This window comes from Streptomyces jumonjinensis (assembly GCF_009600885.1).
In the GTDB taxonomy this organism is placed as follows: Bacteria; Actinomycetota; Actinomycetes; order Streptomycetales; family Streptomycetaceae; genus Streptomyces; species Streptomyces jumonjinensis.
The window spans coordinates 129,934-146,067 of sequence record NZ_VCLA01000145.1; the positions used below are offsets into that span (position 1 = coordinate 129,934).

12 protein-coding genes are annotated in these 16,134 nt (G+C 71.7%); 10 read left to right on the forward strand and 2 right to left on the reverse strand.

The annotated features are described in order from the left end of the window. Positions 1-85 precede the first annotated feature (85 nt). On the reverse strand, positions 86-1,312 hold the full coding sequence (locus FF041_RS18050; RefSeq protein WP_323392031.1) for a cytochrome P450: 1,227 nt from the start codon (positions 1,310-1,312) through the stop codon (positions 86-88). Next, positions 1,309-2,610, reverse strand: coding sequence for a glycosyltransferase (locus FF041_RS18055; protein ID WP_323392033.1), 1,302 nt, complete (start codon positions 2,608-2,610; stop codon positions 1,309-1,311). Before FF041_RS18055 ends, FF041_RS18050 begins: the two co-directional genes overlap by 4 nt. 372 nt (positions 2,611-2,982) lie before the next feature. Here FF041_RS18055 and FF041_RS18060 point away from each other — a divergent pair, with 372 nt between their 5' ends. From FF041_RS18060 to FF041_RS18105, 10 genes are all read left to right on the forward strand, one after another. Continuing rightward, a complete protein-coding gene (locus FF041_RS18060; protein ID WP_323392034.1) occupies positions 2,983-4,497 on the forward strand; it encodes a flavin monoamine oxidase family protein in 1,515 nt (504 codons plus the stop codon). Continuing rightward, on the forward strand, positions 4,494-7,823 hold the full coding sequence (locus tag FF041_RS18065; RefSeq protein WP_153523759.1) for a ferritin-like domain-containing protein: 3,330 nt from the start codon (positions 4,494-4,496) through the stop codon (positions 7,821-7,823). Before FF041_RS18060 ends, FF041_RS18065 begins: the two co-directional genes overlap by 4 nt. Positions 7,824-7,921: 98 nt before the next feature. Then, entirely contained in the window at positions 7,922-9,178 is a 1,257-nt protein-coding gene (locus FF041_RS18070) for a cytochrome P450 (RefSeq protein ID WP_153523760.1), read from the forward strand. Between the two features lie 41 nt (positions 9,179-9,219). Beyond that, positions 9,220-10,050, forward strand: a complete 831-nt coding sequence (locus FF041_RS18075) for a methyltransferase domain-containing protein (protein WP_153523761.1) — start codon at positions 9,220-9,222, stop codon at positions 10,048-10,050. A 169-nt stretch (positions 10,051-10,219) separates the two neighbouring features. After that, positions 10,220-11,641 carry an NDP-hexose 2,3-dehydratase family protein gene (locus FF041_RS18080; protein WP_153523762.1) on the forward strand — a complete coding sequence of 474 codons (1,422 nt, stop codon included), beginning with the start codon at positions 10,220-10,222 and terminating at the stop codon, positions 11,639-11,641. A gap of 1 nt (position 11,642) precedes the next feature. After that, positions 11,643-12,725: an NAD-dependent epimerase/dehydratase family protein gene (locus FF041_RS18085; protein ID WP_153523763.1), complete on the forward strand. Its 1,083-nt coding sequence runs from the start codon at positions 11,643-11,645 to the stop codon at positions 12,723-12,725. An 82-nt stretch (positions 12,726-12,807) separates the two neighbouring features. Beyond that, positions 12,808-13,428 (forward strand): dTDP-4-dehydrorhamnose 3,5-epimerase family protein, encoded by a 621-nt coding sequence (locus tag FF041_RS18090; protein ID WP_153523764.1) that lies wholly within the window; start codon positions 12,808-12,810, stop codon positions 13,426-13,428. Next, on the forward strand, positions 13,425-13,562 hold the full coding sequence (locus FF041_RS18095) for a hypothetical protein (RefSeq protein ID WP_153523765.1): 138 nt from the start codon (positions 13,425-13,427) through the stop codon (positions 13,560-13,562). The genes FF041_RS18090 and FF041_RS18095 overlap by 4 nt, the downstream gene beginning before the upstream one ends. Further along, positions 13,559-14,413 (forward strand): SAM-dependent methyltransferase, encoded by an 855-nt coding sequence (locus FF041_RS18100; protein WP_153523766.1) that lies wholly within the window; start codon positions 13,559-13,561, stop codon positions 14,411-14,413. Before FF041_RS18095 ends, FF041_RS18100 begins: the two co-directional genes overlap by 4 nt. A 70-nt stretch (positions 14,414-14,483) precedes the next feature. Beyond that, entirely contained in the window at positions 14,484-16,121 is a 1,638-nt protein-coding gene (locus FF041_RS18105; RefSeq protein ID WP_153523767.1) for an FAD-dependent monooxygenase, read from the forward strand. Positions 16,122-16,134 lie beyond the last annotated feature (13 nt).

The following is a 16,134-nucleotide window of genomic DNA, read 5'->3' on the forward strand; positions in this document are numbered from 1 at the left end:
GGAGGGCGCATCCGTGACTCATTCTGGTGAGCGCGAAGGGGCCGCGCATCACCCGGAGCCGGTCGGAACAGGTGGTTTCCCGGCGTCAGGCCAGCACGGCGGGCAGGACGCTCATCCGGCGTATCATCCACTCCGACTCCCACTCGACGGCGGCGCCGGTGCTCAGCCGCGCCCGCGGGAATCGGCGCAGGAACCCGCGTAACGCGATCTGTACCTCCAGCCGGGCCAGCGAGGCGCCGATGCAGTAGTGCATGCCGAGACCGAAGGAGAGATGCCCTTCCCCCCGCCGGTCCGCGGCGAAGCAGTCGGCTCCCTCGCCCGGCTTCCGGTTCGCCGCCGCGATGTTGACCTGCACCGGCGTGCCCCGGGGGATCAGATAGCCGCCGAGATCGATGTCCGCGGTGGCGAAGCGCCAGGTCGGGTGCGGAAACGGCGGGTGCACCCGGAGGGTCTCCTCGACCCACGCCGTGATGTCGTCGTCGGACCGCGGACGCTCCGCCGCGGGCCGCCGCAGAGCCTCGTACAGCGATGCGGAGATCAGGCTCCCGGTCGTCTCATAGCCCGTGATGATCATCGCCAGTGTCCAGACGATGACCTCGCCCTCGGTGACCGCCGCGTCCGGCCCGTCGGAGGAGGCGAGCAAACCCGTGATCACCCCGTCGTGCAGCGCGGCCGGGTCACGCACCCAGCCTTCGACCGCCCCGTACAGCGCCCCGACCGCCTCGGTGCGTGCCGGGTAGTCGGAGGAGTAGAGGATGACGTCGGTGATGCCGCGCAGCAGCTGCTGCGCCGCGAGGGGCAGGCCGAGCATCTCGGCGATGAACGCCAGCGGAATCCGGTGCGTATAGGCCGTGACCACATCGACCTCGGCGGACTCTCCGGAAGTGGACTGCTCCAGCTCATCCAGGAATCCATCGACCTTGACGCTGACCGCCGCGCCCCATTTCTCGGTGTTCCGCGGGCTCAGCACCGCCGCGTGCAGCCGCCGGATCCGCGCGTGGTGCTCACCATCGCTCATGATCATGGTGCGGGCGTACGCCGGGTCCGGCTGCGATCCCAGCATCAGGCCCGGCTTGCGCATCCAGTCGGGTACCAGGGTCACGTCCTTGGCCAGCTGGGGGTGGGTGAGCGCGATCCGCACCAGCTCCGGGTCGCAGACGACCCAGGCGTGTTCGCCGAGATAGGGAATCCGGACGACCGGCGCCACCCGCGCGGCGGCCAGCAGCTGGGGCATGCAGTCGAAGGGCCCCGGGTCCGTCGGCATGCCCGTCTCGGGGGCCGCCGCCAAGCCGGTTCTCGTCGTGGCGTTCACCGTGTGACACCTCCGGTGGGAATCTGGCCCTGGGAATCGGCCATGGACTCGATGAGCTCGGCGGCCCGTCGCGGGGCGTCGCAGCTCTGGTACTCCCGGGACAGTGCGCGGGCCCGCCGCCGGTAGCGCTCGTCGTGCAGCACGGTGGTCACCGCGTCCCGCAGGCTGGACTCCGATACGGCCCGCCGTCCGAGGACGACGCCGACCCCGGCCCATCCGACCCGCGCCGCGACGTCGGGATTCTCTTCCGAGCCCGGCGCGACGACCAGGGGCACCCCCTGGGCGAGGGCCGCGTTGACGCCGTTGTAGCCCCCGTTGGTCACCATCACATCCACCTGCGGCAGCAGATGGCAGTAGGGGACGAACCGCTCCAGCCGGACATTGCCCGGCAGTGGCCGCAGCCGGTCGACGTCCAGGGCGCTCCCGGTGGTGACCACGACGAGGAGGTCCTGGTCGGCCAGTGCCCGGACGGCGGGGACGAGCAGCCGGCCGACGTCGTTGGCCGTGGTGCCCTGGGTGATCAGCACCACCGGCCGGCGCTCCCGCAGCTCCTCCCACCAGCCGGGCGGGTCGAAGCTCTCCGGGGGGAGTCCGAGGAGCCCGCCCACGAAGCGGGTTCCCGGGAGCAGGTCGCTGCGGGGATACTCGAAGGACGGCACGGTGCCCATCAGATAGAGGTCCGGCGGGCGCGCGATGTTCTCCATGACGCCTGTCCTCAGCCGCTCCAGTCCCACCAGGGCCCGTGTCCGGTCGGCCGCCAGGCGCAGGTCCCGCATCGCCGCCCGGTCCGCGACGCATCCGAGCAGTGCGTCGCGCATCCGTCCGAACGGCGGCGGACTCGGGCGCAGTCCCCAGCCGAGCGGCGGGGTGTCCCTGCTGCCGAGGATGTAGACCGAGTTGCTCAGCCAGGCCAGCGGGATCCCGGTGCGCTCGCGGGCGAAGCACGCGCCGTAGCACATGTCGTCGGCGAGGATGCAGTCGGCCGGGAATCGTTTGAGCACCGCCAGCAGGTCGTCCATCTGGCCCGGTGCGGTCCGGTAGAAGACATCCCGGATGCCGATCTTGAAACTGGCGAGCCCGGTCAGCCCGGCGTGGCCGGGAAACGCCTCCTCCCGGCTCATGCCGCCGAAGTCGAGCCCGGCGCTCATGGGCTCGAAGCGTGCTCCGGTCCGCTCCACCTGGCTCTGGAAGACCCGACCCGTGTACCACCGCACCTCATGTCCGCGCCGGACCAGTTCACGGGCGACCTCGAACACGCTGACGACGTGTCCCGGTGCCGGTGTGGTAGCGATCAACACTCGCGTCAACGTCGCCTCCGTCGGGGTCTCATGTCGCCGTACGCGCCGTTCTCTCTGTACTTGCCGGTCGGCCCTGGCCCAGCCGTCCAGCCACGCCCGCCAGCATCGCCCCACCCCGGGCCCCGGGCAGTGCTGCGGGGAAAACCCCGCGCGGTCGCGCAGGATGGCGCCGCCATGCCGCCTCGGTCGCGCCCACGGACCGCCGGCCAACCCATCCGCGCCCAGGCCCGCCGGGGGATATGAACGCGTCGCCGCCGTGCGAACAATGGGCCGTGCGAACAATGGGCGGAGCAATCCCCGGCATCTCCTTTTCCCGATCAGGGAAAGACGCTGGGTTCATCCAGGACATGCTCCCGGCACTGGAGGAAGCCTGTGGCGGCACCCTTGCAGGAGATTGACGGGTCATACGGCGCCATCGGCGGACCGAAGGAGGTCACCGTCATCGGCGCCGGCATCGCCGGTCTGGTGGCGGCATATGAATTGGAGCGCCTCGGACATCATGTCCAGGTCATCGAAGCAAGCCATGAGATCGGCGGCCGTATTCACACGCACCGCTTCTCCAGCGGCGACCGAGCCGGGCCGTTCGCCGAGCTCGGCGCGATGCGGATACCCGCCGGGCATCGGCTGACCATGCACTACATCGCCGAACTCGGCCTGCAGAACCAGGTTCGCGAGTTCCGGACGCTGTTTTCCGACGCTGCCGCCTACCTGCCCAGTTCCTCCGGATACCTTCGGGTGCGCGACGCGCATGAAACCCTTGTCAATGATTTCACCGCCAGTCTGCCGAACCGGCATTACCGGGAGAACACCCTGCTGTTCGGCGCCTGGCTGGACGCCAGCATAAGGGCCATCGCCCCCCGCCAGTTCTACGACGAACTGCACAACGAGATAGACGTGGAACTGCTGAACCTCCTCGATCACATCGACTTGACGCCGTACCGGTGCGGCAGCGCGGGGAACAGAATGGACCTGCACTCCTTCTTCGCCGATCATCCCCAGGTGCGGTCGTTCTGCCCGCCACGCCTTGAGCGATTCCTCGACGATGTGCTGGACGAGACCAGCTCTGCCATCGTGCGGCTGCGGAAGGGGATGGACGCGCTTCCCCGGCGGGTCGCCTCGCGGATCCGGGGAGAGATCTCGACCGGCCAGGAGGTGGTGGGCATCGATGTCCGGGACGACGCGGTGACCCTGCGGATCCGCCAGGGTGTCAGAACCCTCGCCAAGACCTGCGACTACGTGGTGTGCACCATTCCGTTCACGGTGCTCAGGAGGATGCAGCTGACCGGCTTCGACCAGAACAAGCTGGACATCGTCCATCAGACGAAATACTGGGCGGCGACGAAGATAGCCTTCCACTGCCGCGAGGCATTCTGGGAGAAGGACGGGATCAGCGGGGGTGCCTCCTTCACCGGCGGGCATGTGCGGCAGACCTACTACCCGCCCGCCGACGGCGATCCGGCGCTCGGCGCGGTGCTGCTCGCGAGCTACAGCATCGGGCCGGACGCCGACGCGCTCAGCCGGCTCAGCGAGGCGGAGCGGAACGCGGTCATCACCAGGGAGCTGAGCGTGATGCACCCCGAGCTGCGCCGACCGGGCATGGTCCTGGGCGTGGCGGGCCGGGCCTGGGGCCTGCGCCGATGGTCCTGGGGGGCGGCCACGGTCCGCTGGGGCCAGGAGGCCGCACTCCGCGAGGCGGAGCGGCGGGAGGCGGCCCGGCCGCAGAAGGGGCTCTTCTTCGCGGGCGAGCACTGCTCGTCGAAGCCCGCGTGGATCGAGGGCGCGATCGAGTCGGCGATCGACGCCGCGCACGAGATCCAGTGGCACGAGCCGCGGGCGACCCGCGTGTTCGCCGCCACCCGGCCGAGCCGCTCGGAGGAGTCGGCATGAGCGTCTTCGACCTGCCCCGGCTGCACTTCCGCGGAGCGGCGACGACACACCTGCCCACCGGCGCGCGGAGCGGTCTCGTCGATCTGGCGACGAACACGGCGCTCACGACGGACGGGCAGCCCTTCCCGGCGGACCGCCCGCCCGGCGAGTACCACGACTATCTCGACCGGCTGGGACCGAGGTTCGACAGCACGGGCCGCCCGGCGCCCGACGGGCCCTTCAGCGCCGCCAAGGGCGAGGACTTCGCAGGCAACGGGCACTTCTCGATCGACGCGCGGATCGTCAGCGCCGAGGTCCGCGCGGGCCACGCCGACACCGCCGACCCGGTGGTCGGGCGCGGTGTCGACATGTGGGGGCACTACAACGAGTACCTCGCCAGCACGGTCAACCGGGCCCGTGTCTTCGACGTCGATCCGTCCTCCGACTGGACCACGACGCTCATGGTCGGACAGTTCTGCTTCGGGCGCGACGGACGCTCTCACGACACCGGGTACATGGCTGCCGGAGCCGTCCACGGCTGCCACCCCCCGAGGTGGCACAACGCCGACCACGTCAGCGACATCGGCGATCACTGGCTGGCGAAGCGGCTGCGCCGGTCCGTGGTCCACCAGTTCGTCGTGACCGCCGCCGACGAACTGACCTGGCTCGACGGAGCGGCGCTCTCCCCGGCCGTGCGGCGACTCCAGGCCACGGCGGCCTCCGAGGACGCCGGCGGCCTGGTGGTGCAATTCGCGCTCAGCCATATGTCCGCTCCGCGCACACCCGACCAGCCGAGCCGGTGGCAGCTGCACGGGACGATCGCGCCCTGGCGACCGTACGAGCCGCGCACCTACCCGGCGGGCCGCCTGCTCGTCCCGGACCGCCGCGGACCCGGCCGGGCCCCCGGCGGGCTGCACAACCTCTCCGTCGAGCTGACGGATGAACACGTCACCCTCAACATGATCACCGCGGTGCCCGCCTCCGGTCCGGTGCGAGACCGCCGGTCCGGGGTCACGGCCGGTCCCCCCGCGCGGGCCGACGCCGGCGATCTCGAACTGCGCACGGCGGACAGCGGCCGGCTGGTGGCGCGGGTGCCCCGGCAGGCGTACCTCGGGGAGGAGTACCTCCTGACCGGCGGCGTGGTGACGGTTCCCATCGAGATGCCGGCGCACGCCGCGGCCGGGGAGGCGCTGCATCTGGTGGGCGCCGGCCCCGGCGGCCCGGTGGTGCACCTGCGCGAAAAGGAGATCAACGTCCAGGTCGACGACGCGTGCCTCTTCCTGGAGCACCCTCGCGCCCCGGCGGACACAGCGGACACAGGAAACCCAGGGGATATAGAGGACACGGACCACGATGTGGAGGTGCTCGTGCGGTCCTTCGTACGGGGCCGTCCAAGCACTGTCGGCGGGATCGGCGTACGGCAGTTCTTCAACCCCAGAGCCCTCCCGCGCGACCCGTCCGCACGCTCCCCCGAGGCGCGGTGCTCCGATATCGACATCGTCCGGCTGCGCGCGGGCCGGCGGGACGCTTCCGGCGCCTGGTCGAGCGCCTGCGTCCTGGACACGGACCACACGGGCCGCGGATGGCTCACCCTGCGGGGCGCGGCGGCCGGTACCGCCCGCGTCCTGCTGTCCACCGGCCCCGGCGACCTGCCGTGCGACATGGACCTCCCCGGCTCCGCGGCCCTCGGCTACGACCACGACGACGCGCTCGGCTACTGGCCCGGCACCGGGTACATGTCCGTGCGGGTGCTTCCCGACGACTGGCGGCTGGCCGGGACCGGCCAGGACGAGGCGACCTTCGACCTGGTGTACGCCGAGGTCTTCGCGTACTACGAGCACCTGTACTCCTTCATGAAGGCGGAGGTCTTCAGCCTGGCGGACCGGTGCAAGGTGGAGACGTACGCGCAACTGATCTGGCAGATGTGCGACCCGCGCAACAAGGCCAAGACCTACTACATGCCGCCGACCCGGGATCTGTCCGAGCCGAAGGCACAGCTCCTGCTGACATTCCTGCGGGCCCAGCAGACGCCGGACGAGGTTCTCCTGACGGCGCCGGCGGCCACCCGCAGCGGCAGGAGGATCACCACCCGCGGCCGACTCGTCCAGGCGCTGCGCGACGCCGCCGCGATCGAGCTGGCCGTCATGCTCCAGTACTTGTACGCGGCCTACTCGGTGCCCGCCCACGGCGCCGGTCTGGAGTATGTGCGGCGGGGCGTATGGACGCCCGAGCAGCTCCGGCTCGCCTGCGGCGACGGCGGAGAGACCCTCGACGGGGGCATCCGCGGCACGCTGCTGAACATCGCCCGCGAGGAGATGATCCACTTCCTCCTCGTCAACAACGTCATCACCGCGGTGGGCGAGCCCTTCCATCTGCCCCGGATCGACTTCGGCACCGTCAACCACGAGCTGCCGGTGCCGCTGGACTTCTCCCTTGAGAGGCTGGGACCCGGCAGCGTCGAGCGGTTCGCGCAGATCGAGCGGCCGGACGACCTCGTCGGCGAGGTGCGGCGAGGCGACACGGCGGCGGCCCCCGCGTACCACGACGACGGGCGCCCCTACGCGTCGCTGAGCGAGCTGTACGCGGACATCCGGGAAGCCCTGCCGCGCGTCCCGGACCTCTTCATGGTGGAGAAGGGCAGAGGAGGCGGTGAGCACCACCTCTTCCTGCGGGAGTCGCTCAACCGGCGCCACCCCGACTACCAGCTTGAGGTCGACGACGTCTCCAGCGCCTTGTTCGCCATCGACGTCATCACCGAGCAGGGAGAGGGCGGGACGCTCGGACCGCGGACCGCCGAGGAGTCGCACTACGCCTCGTTCCTGCGGATCGGCGAGCTGCTCCGCGGCGCACCGCCCACGGGGACGCACCCCGGCGGCGAACGGTGGAGCCCGGCCTACCCCGTCGTGCGGAACCCGACCCTTGGGCGGGGAAACCCGGTCATGGAGACGGTCACCGATCCTGACGCCCGGTCGGTCATGCGGCTGTTCAACCGTTCCTACGCCATGGCGCTGCGGCTCATGGCCCAGCACTTCGGCGAGCGCCCGGACGACAGCCTGCGGCGGTCCGATCTGATGAACGCGGCGATCGACATGATGACGGGCATGATGCGCCCGCTGGCGGAACTGCTGGTGACCCTGCCGTCGGGGCGGCGGGGCATGACCGCCGGGCCGTCGTTCGAGCCGGCGGAGCAGCCCGCGCCCGTGTCCCGCCCGGACGTGGCGAGACGCGGCATCGCGCTGCGCCTCGACCACCTCGCGGCGGAATGCAGAAAGTGCCCCATGGCGCCCGCCCGCGTGGGGGAGATGAGCGCGTTCTGGGCCGACCGCTTCCGGCTGCCGCGCCGATAGGGCACGGCAGCCGGACGGGACTTCGACGACACGACCCAGGACGCCCCCGGCGGCGGGCACGAACCCGCGACGCCGTACTGCCATCCGAAGGAGACCGCATGCCATCCGCGACGCTGCCGCGGTTCGACCTGAAGGGCTGGGACAGGAAGGACATCGCCTGCCCGTACCCGGTCTACCGGCGCTACCGGGAGACCGCGCCGGTCCATCGCGGGGCATCGGGCACGGGCGAGCCGGATACGTTCTACGTCTTCTCCTACGACGAGGTCGTCCGGGTGCTGTCGAGCCGGAGTTTCGGCCGGGACGCGCGCGTGGCGTCCGCCGACGCCACCGCGGCCCCCGTTCCGATTCCCGCCGAGTACCGGGCCCTGCGGGCCATCGTCGAGAACTGGCTGGTGTTCCTGGACCCGCCGCGCCACACCGAGCTGCGCTCCCTGCTCAGCGCCGAGTTCTCCCCCTCGGTCGTCGCCGCTCTGCGCCCTCGCGTCACACAGATCGCGCACGAGCTCCTGGAGCGGCTCGGACGGCGCCGGGAGGCCGATCTCGTCGAGGGTTTCGCGGCGCCCTTCCCCCTCCTGGTCATCTCCGAACTGCTCGGCATCCCGAGGGAGCACCACGCATGGCTCCGCGCCGGCGCGGTGGCCCTCCAGGAGGCCGGCACCACCCGGTCGCGCCACGGCACGGGCGGCTACGCACGGGCCGAGGCAGCCGCCCGGGGGATCGCCCGCTACTTCCGGCAGGAGGTCCGCAGACGGCGCGGGGCCGATCGCGGCGACCTGCTCACGCTCCTGGTCCGCGCCCGGGACGGCGGCGCACCGCTGAGCGTCGACGGGATCGTGGGGACCTGTGTCCACCTGCTCACCGCCGGACACGAGACCACGGCCAACTTCCTGGCGAAGGCGGTGCTGGCGCTGCGGGCGCACCCCCGGGTCCTCGACGAGCTGCGCGGCGCTCCCGAGCTGACGCCGGGGGCGGTCGAGGAGCTCCTGCGCTATGACCCGCCGGTGCAGGCGGTGACACGGTGGGCGTACCAGGACACCCGCCTCGGCGGGTACGAGGCGCCGCGCGGCAGCCGCGTGGTCGCCCTGCTGGGCTCGGCGAACCGGGACCCCGCGCGCTTCCCGCGCCCCGACGTTCTGGACGTGCGCCGCTCCGCCGACCGGCATCTGGGCTTCGGCCTCGGCATCCACTACTGCCTCGGCGCGACGCTGGCCCGCGCCGAGGCCGAGATCGGCCTCAGGGCGCTGCTGGACGGCGTTCCCGGGCTGGGCCGCGGCGGTCAGCAGGTCGAGTACGCCGACGACATGGTCTTCCACGGGCCGACACGTCTGGTGCTCAGCCTGTCCGACCTCCCGTGATCCGCAGCGGCACACCGACACCGTACGGAAGGAAAGCAGCCATGACACAGCAGCAGTCCGACATCACCCCCGACTCCGTCGGCCGGGCGTACGACCTGTTCACCGACCTCGGCGCCACGACCGCGCTGGGCGGCAATCTCCATGTGGGCTACTGGGACGACGGCGACGACGCCCCGATCGCCGAGGCCACCGACCGTCTCACCGACCTCGTCGCCGAACGCCTCGCCCTCCGGCCGGATCAGCGGCTTCTGGACGTGGGCTGCGGCAACGGCGTCCCGGCCCTGCGCATCGCGGGAGCGCACGGAGTACGCGTGACCGGCATCACCGTCAGCGCACAGCAGGTCGCCCAGGCGTCGGAGCGGGCCGATGGCTCCGACGCCGGCGGCCGGACCTCCTTCCTCTTCGCGGACGCCATGGATCTCCCCTTCGACGACGGTTCCTTCGACGGGGCCTGGGCGGTCGAATCGCTGGTGCACATGGCCGACCAGTCCGCCGCCTTGGCGGAGATCCACCGCGTCGTCCGCCCCGGCGGTCGTCTGGTCATCGCCGACCTGTGCCGGCGGCAGCCGTTCACCGGCGACGACAGGGCCGTGCTGGACGGCATGATGCGCATGTACCAGCTCGCCGGGATCAACACGCCCGACGAGCACCGCGCACGCCTGACGGAAGCGGGCTGGCAGCTGCTGGAGCTGACGGACATCGGCGAACGGATCCGCGCCAGTTACGGGCAGGGCTCGGCCGCCTTCCGGTCCATCGCCGCCTCCCTCGACGCCTCCGCGGCGGAGCAGCTCACCGCGGCAGCCGACCTGATGGAGGCGTTCGGGAAGCACCCGCACACCGGCTACGTCCTGATCACCGCGCGGCGGATCTGACCGCGCGCCGGACCTGACCGGCCGGTGCGGCTGGACGGTCGCGTAACGGCCGGGCGGTCGGTGCGGCTGGACGGTCGTGTGACGGCTGGACGGTCGTGTGACGGCCGGGCGGTCGTGTGACCGGACGGCCACCGTTTCGCTCCGATGCCCGCAGACAGGGAGTCCTTCGATGTCGTCTTGGACCGGTTCGCCATCCGCCGCCGCCCCCGCTCCCGCCGCCGTGCGCCCGCGCGAGGACCGCGCACAGGCGGACCGTATGGCCTTGTCGGCCGCGACCGGCAAAGGAGCGCATATACGGACCGAGGACGTCTGCGCCTGGCTGGCCGAGCGCCGCCGCGCCACCGCCGTCCATGTGGCACGCATACCGTTCGCGGAGCTCGACGAGTGGCGGTTCGAGCGCGGCACCGGCAATATCGCGCATCGCAGCGGGCGGTTCTTCACCGTCGAGGGCATGCAGGTGACGGAAGACGACGGACCCCGCCGGGAGTGGCAGCAGCCTGTCATCAGACAGCCCGAAGTGGGCATCCTCGGCATCCTGGCCAAGGAGTTCGACGGCGTACTGCACTTTCTGATGCAGGCCAAGTCGGAGCCGGGCAACACCAACCCGCTCCAGCTCTCACCGACCGTGCAGGCCACCCGCAGCAACTACACCAAGGCCCACGGGGGCACGGATGTGCAGCTCATCGACTACTTCGTCCGGCCCGACCGCGACCGTGTCATCGCCGACGTCCTCCAGTCGGAACAGGGCTCGTGGTTCTACCGCAAGTCCAACCGCAACATGATCGTCGAAACGGCCGACGAGATCCCCGCACGGGACGACTTCCGCTGGCTCACGCTCGGCCAGATCGCCGAACTGCTCCACGAGGACGACGTGGTCAACATGAACGCCAGGAGTGTGCTGGCCTGTGTGCCGTACCGGGACACGGCGCCCGGCGCCCTGCTCTCCGACGTTCAGCTCCTGTCGTGGTTCACCGGCGAGCGCTCCCGCCGCGATGTGCGCGCCCATCGGATACCGCTCGCCTCCGTGCGCGGCTGGAAGCACGGCGTCGAGGCGATCGAGCACGAGGAGGGGCGCTACTTCAAGGTCGTCGCCGTCTCCGTGCGGGGCGGCAACCGCGAAGTGGCCGGCTGGAACCAGCCGCTGATCGAACCCGTCGGCGCGGGGCTCGCGGCGTTCCTCGTGCGCGAGATCGACGGAGTGCCGCATGTGCTGGTGCACGCCCGCGCCGAGGGCGGCTTCCTGGACACGGTCGAGCTGGCCCCGACCGTCCAGTGCACGCCCGGCGACTACGCCCATCTGCCGGCGGCGGACCGCCCGCCGTTCCTCGACGCCGTCCTGGACGCCCCGCTGTCGCGCATCCGCTACCAGGCCGTCCACTCCGAGGAGGGCGGGCGTTTCCTGAACGCCAGGAGCCGGTATCTCGCCGTCGACGCGGCCACGGCCTCGCTCGACCCGCCCCCCGGCTACGCCTGGGCCACCCCTGCCCAGCTCAGGGCCCTCACCCGGCATGGGCACTATCTCAATATGGAGGCCCGCACGCTCCTGGCCTGCCTCAACGCCACGGCGGCGCGGACCCGAGGAGGGTTGTGACATGAAGCGCACACCGGTGAACCCCAGACCGCTGATCACCGTGCTCGGCGCCTCCGGCTTCGTGGGCTCGGCCGTCACCCGCGAACTGGCACGCCGTCCGGTCCGTCTGCGGGCAGTGGCGCGCAGACGGATCGCCCCCGCTCCCGGCCCGGCCGAGACGACCGTCGTCACCGCCGATCTCACCGACCGGGCGGCGCTCGCCGAGGCGGTCGCGGGATCGGACGCGGTGGTGCATCTGCTCCTGGCGGACGGCGGGTGGCGGGCAGCCGAGACCGAGCCGGGGGCCGAGCGTGTGAACGTGGGGGTGATGCGGGACCTCATCGAGGTGCTGCGGCCGGGCCCCGGCGACGGGACGCCCCCGCTGGTGGTGTACGGCGGCGCAGCCTCGCAGGTCGGTGTGCCGCCGCGGGAGCCGCTCGACGGCAGCGAGCCCGACCACCCCGGGACCGCCTACGACCGGCAGAAGCTGGCGGCCGAGCAGCTCTTGATGAAGGCCACCGCCGAGGGCCGGGTGCGCGGCGTCAGCCTGCGCCTGCCCACGGTGTTCGGCGAGAGCGCGGCGCTCGGCGCCACCGACCGCGGCTTCGTGTCCGCCATGGCGCGGCGGGCGCTCGCGGGCCAGACGCTCACCATGTGGCACGACGGCACGGTCCGGCGCGACCTGGTCCATGTCGACGATGTCGCGGCGGCGTTCACGGCGGCGCTCGACCACCCGGGCCCCCTGGTGGGCGGCCACTGGCCGATCGGGGCCGGCCGGGGCGACGAACTCGGCCATGTCTTCCGGCTCGTCGCCCGGACCATGTCCGACTGCACGGGGCGGCTCCCGGTCGCCGTGATGTCCGTGGAGCCGCCCCCGCACGCCCCCGCGACGGACTTCCGCAGCGTGACCATCGACTCCACCCCGTTCCGGGCGGTCACCGGCTGGCGCCCTCGGATCTCGCTCTCCGAAGGGGTGCGCCGCACCGTCGCGGCCCTGGCCCGGCAGCAGGACGGGGGCCCGGTGGGAGCGGGCACTCGCGGGCGTTCGGCCGGAGCAAGGCCGTCCCCGGCCGTCCCCAGCCGCTCAGGAAAGGCCGGCCCATGACTCCCGCGCTGTGCGTGAGGTGCCGACCACGCTGTGACGCCCCGCTGACCGTCCCATTCCGCCCGAGCCATGGGAGGCAGACATGAAAGCACGCGAACTAGTGGTCGAGGGAGCGCTTGAGTTCACTCCCCGGGTCTTCCCCGACGAACGGGGCCTGTTCATCTCGCCGTTCCAGGAGGAGGCGTTCACCGAGGCCCACGGCGGCCCGCTCTTCCATGTCGCGCAGACCAACCACAGCATGTCCCGGCGCGGCGTGGTCCGGGGAGTCCACTTCACCGCGACGCCGCCCGGTACCGCGAAGTACGTCTACTGCGCACGCGGAAAGGCCCTGGACATCGTGGTCGACATCAGGGTCGGCTCGCCCACGTTCGGCCGGTGGGACTCGGTGCTGATGGACCAGCGGGATCACCGGGCGACCTATCTCCCCGTGGGAGTGGGGCACGCGTTCGTGGCGCTGGAGGACGACACCGTCATGTCGTACCTGCTCTCCGAGAGCTACACACCGCAGAACGAACTCGCCCTGTCCGTCCTCGATCCGGCCCTCGGGCTGCCCGTCACCGGGGACGCCGAACCGGTCCTCTCCGAGCGGGACCGTACGGCGATCACGCTCGCCGAGGCGCGGAGACAGGGGCTGCTGCCGGAGTACGCCCGGTGCCAGGAGATCGAGAGGAACGGTGCGCGTACGCCGGGTACGCCGCGGTGATCGCGTACGCCACGTACGCCGTGGTGATCGCGTACGCCACGTACGCCGTGGTGATCGCGTACGCCGAACGCCACGCGTTCACCAGCCCCGTACCGCCCTCCCGCACCCGTCGACCCGAAAGGCCGCTGCCATGACCCACGCCGCCCAGCCCCAGCCCCAGCCCCTGCCCGTACCGGCAGCCGTCGGCGAGCTGTACGACCGGCTGACGCTGAACGCGATGAACGACGGCGCCTTCAACCCCAACGTACACATCGGCTACTGGGACACCCCCGATTCCGACGCCTCGATCGAGGAGGCGATGGACCGGCTCACCGATGTGTTCATCGACCGGCTGGGGGCGGACGGTTCGTCCCATGTCCTCGACCTGGGCTGCGGAGTGGGCGGTCCCGCTCTGCGGGTCGTGGCGCACACCGGTGCGCGGGTCACCGGCATCAGCGTCAGCAAGGAGCAGATCAGGACCGCCGACCGGCTGGCGGCCGAGGCCGAAGTCGCCGACCGGGCCGTGTTCCAGCATGGCGACGCGATGAAGCTTCCCTTCGCGGACGAGTCGTTCGACGCCGTGATGGCCCTGGAGTCGATGTGCCACATGCCGGACCGGCAGCAGGTGCTCACCGAGGCGTGCCGGGTGCTCGTCCCCGGCGGCCGGATCGTCCTGACCGACGTGTTCGAACGCGCCCCGCGCAAGGAGGCACGGCACCCGGGCATCGACAAGTTCTGCCGCGGCCTCATGGCGACCATGGCGGACATCGACGACTACGTCGCGCTGCTCCACCGTTCCGGCCTGCGGCTGCGCGGCATCCTCGACATCACGGAGCAGACCGCGCTGCGCACCGGCCAGGAGCTGGCGAAATCGGCGGCCGTCGAGGACCGCCCCGCGGCCCTCGACGAGAGCAACTTCCCCTTCTCCGAGGACGCCTTCCATCCGTCCGACCTGGCAGGCGTCGATGCGTTCGGCTGCCTGCTGGTCATCGCGGAACGCCCGTGAGCCGGAGGCCCCCGGGCCTCCCGGCCCCATGAACGACCAGAGTGGACCCACGAGGAAAGGCAAGGACTCCATGACGCGTTCCGGTGAGTGGACCGATGTGCTGATCGTGGGCGGCGGCCCGGTCGGGATGGCGCTGGCGCTGGACCTGACGTACCGCGGGATCGACTGCGTGGTCGTGGACGCCGGTGACGGAGAGGTCCGGCATCCCAAGGTGAGCACGATCGGTCCGCGCTCGATGGAGCTGTTCCGCCGCTGGGGCGTCGCGGACACCGTCCGCGGTGCCGGATGGCCGGCCGACCACCCCCTGGACATCGCCTGGGTCACCCAGGTCGGCGGCCACGAGGTCTACCGGTACCGCCGTGGCACAGCGGGGAGCCGCCCGGCCTTCGCGCACACCCCCGAGCCTGACCAGATCTGCCCGGCGCACTGGTTGAACCCGGTGCTGACGCGGGCCGTGGGCGTCCATCCGGAGGGTCCGCTGCGACTCCGTACCGCCGTCGACCGCGTACTCCAGTCCGACGACCACGTGGACGCCGCCCTCACCGACCACGCCACCGGTGCGACCGGCGCCGTCCGGGCGCGGTTCCTGGTCGCCTGCGACGGCGCCGCCTCCCCCATCCGCCGGGCCTGCGGCATCAGCGCGCCCGCGCGCCGCCGTACGCGGGTCTTCCGCAACATCCTCTTCCGCGCCCCGGAGCTCAAGGAGCGGCTCGGCGACCGCGCGGCCCTCGTCTACTTCCTCATGCGGTCGTCCACACTGCGCTTCCCCCTGCGCTCGCTGAACGGCAGCGACCTGTACAACCTGGTCGTCGGCGCGGACGACGCCGCTCACCGTGTCGACGCGCTGTCGCTGATCAGCGACGCCCTTGCCGTCGACACCCCGGTGGAGCTGCTGGGCGACGGCGAGTGGCGTCTCACCCAGCGCGTCGCCGACCGGTACCGGGCCGGGCGCGTCTTCCTCACCGGGGACGCCGCGCACACCCTGTCGCCGTCCGGCGGCTTCGGGCTCAACACCGGCATAGGCGACGCCGCCGACCTGGGCTGGAAACTCGCCGCCACGCTGAACGGCTGGGCGGGGCGCGGGCTGCTCGACACCTACGAGACCGAGCGCAGGCCGATCGCCGTGCAGAGCCTGGAGGAGGCCGACCTCAACCTGCGACGCACCCTGCGCCGGCGGGTGCCGCCTGAGATCCGCCTGGACGGGCCCGAGGGCGAACGGGCCCGTACGGAGATGGCGGAGCGGCTGGAGAGCAGCGGCGTCCAGCGGGAGTTCGACGCCCCGGAGATCCACTTCGGACTGCGCTACCGCTCCCCGGCCGTCATCGAAGACCCCGGCGTACCGATACGCCGCGGCAAGCCGGACGCCGACTGGCGCCCCGGCAGCGAGCCGGGCTACCGCGCCGCGCACGCCTGGTGGGACGCCACCACCTCCACGCTCGACCTGTTCGGACACGGGTTCGTCCTGCTGCGCTTCGCCGGGCTCGCCGGGCTCGCCGGAGTCGAGCGCGCGTTCGCTGAGCGGGGCGTGCCGCTGACCGTGCGGAACGGAGGGGGCGGGGAGATCGCCAAGCTCTACGAACGCTCCTACGTTTTGGTCCGCCCGGACGGCCATGTGGCGTGGCGCGGCGACGACCTGCCCCGGGACCCGGTCGCGTTCGTCGACACCGTGCGGGGCGACCGTGCCGGGGCCGTACGCGGTGACCGGTGAGCACGCACGACGA

What these genes read in the sequence shown, in the direction of transcription:
- FF041_RS18070 (WP_153523760.1), top strand. Translation starts at nt 7,922, where the DNA reads ATGCCATCCGCGACGCTGCCGCGGTTCGACCTGAAGGGCTGGGACAGG.
- FF041_RS18085 (WP_153523763.1), top strand. Translation starts at nt 11,643, where the DNA reads ATGAAGCGCACACCGGTGAACCCCAGACCGCTGATCACCGTGCTCGGC.
- FF041_RS18075 (WP_153523761.1), top strand. Translation starts at nt 9,220, where the DNA reads ATGACACAGCAGCAGTCCGACATCACCCCCGACTCCGTCGGCCGGGCG.
- FF041_RS18065 (WP_153523759.1), top strand. Translation starts at nt 4,494, where the DNA reads ATGAGCGTCTTCGACCTGCCCCGGCTGCACTTCCGCGGAGCGGCGACG.
- FF041_RS18105 (WP_153523767.1), top strand. Translation starts at nt 14,484, where the DNA reads ATGACGCGTTCCGGTGAGTGGACCGATGTGCTGATCGTGGGCGGCGGC.
- FF041_RS18100 (WP_153523766.1), top strand. Translation starts at nt 13,559, where the DNA reads ATGACCCACGCCGCCCAGCCCCAGCCCCAGCCCCTGCCCGTACCGGCA.
- FF041_RS18090 (WP_153523764.1), top strand. Translation starts at nt 12,808, where the DNA reads ATGAAAGCACGCGAACTAGTGGTCGAGGGAGCGCTTGAGTTCACTCCC.
- FF041_RS18080 (WP_153523762.1), top strand. Translation starts at nt 10,220, where the DNA reads ATGTCGTCTTGGACCGGTTCGCCATCCGCCGCCGCCCCCGCTCCCGCC.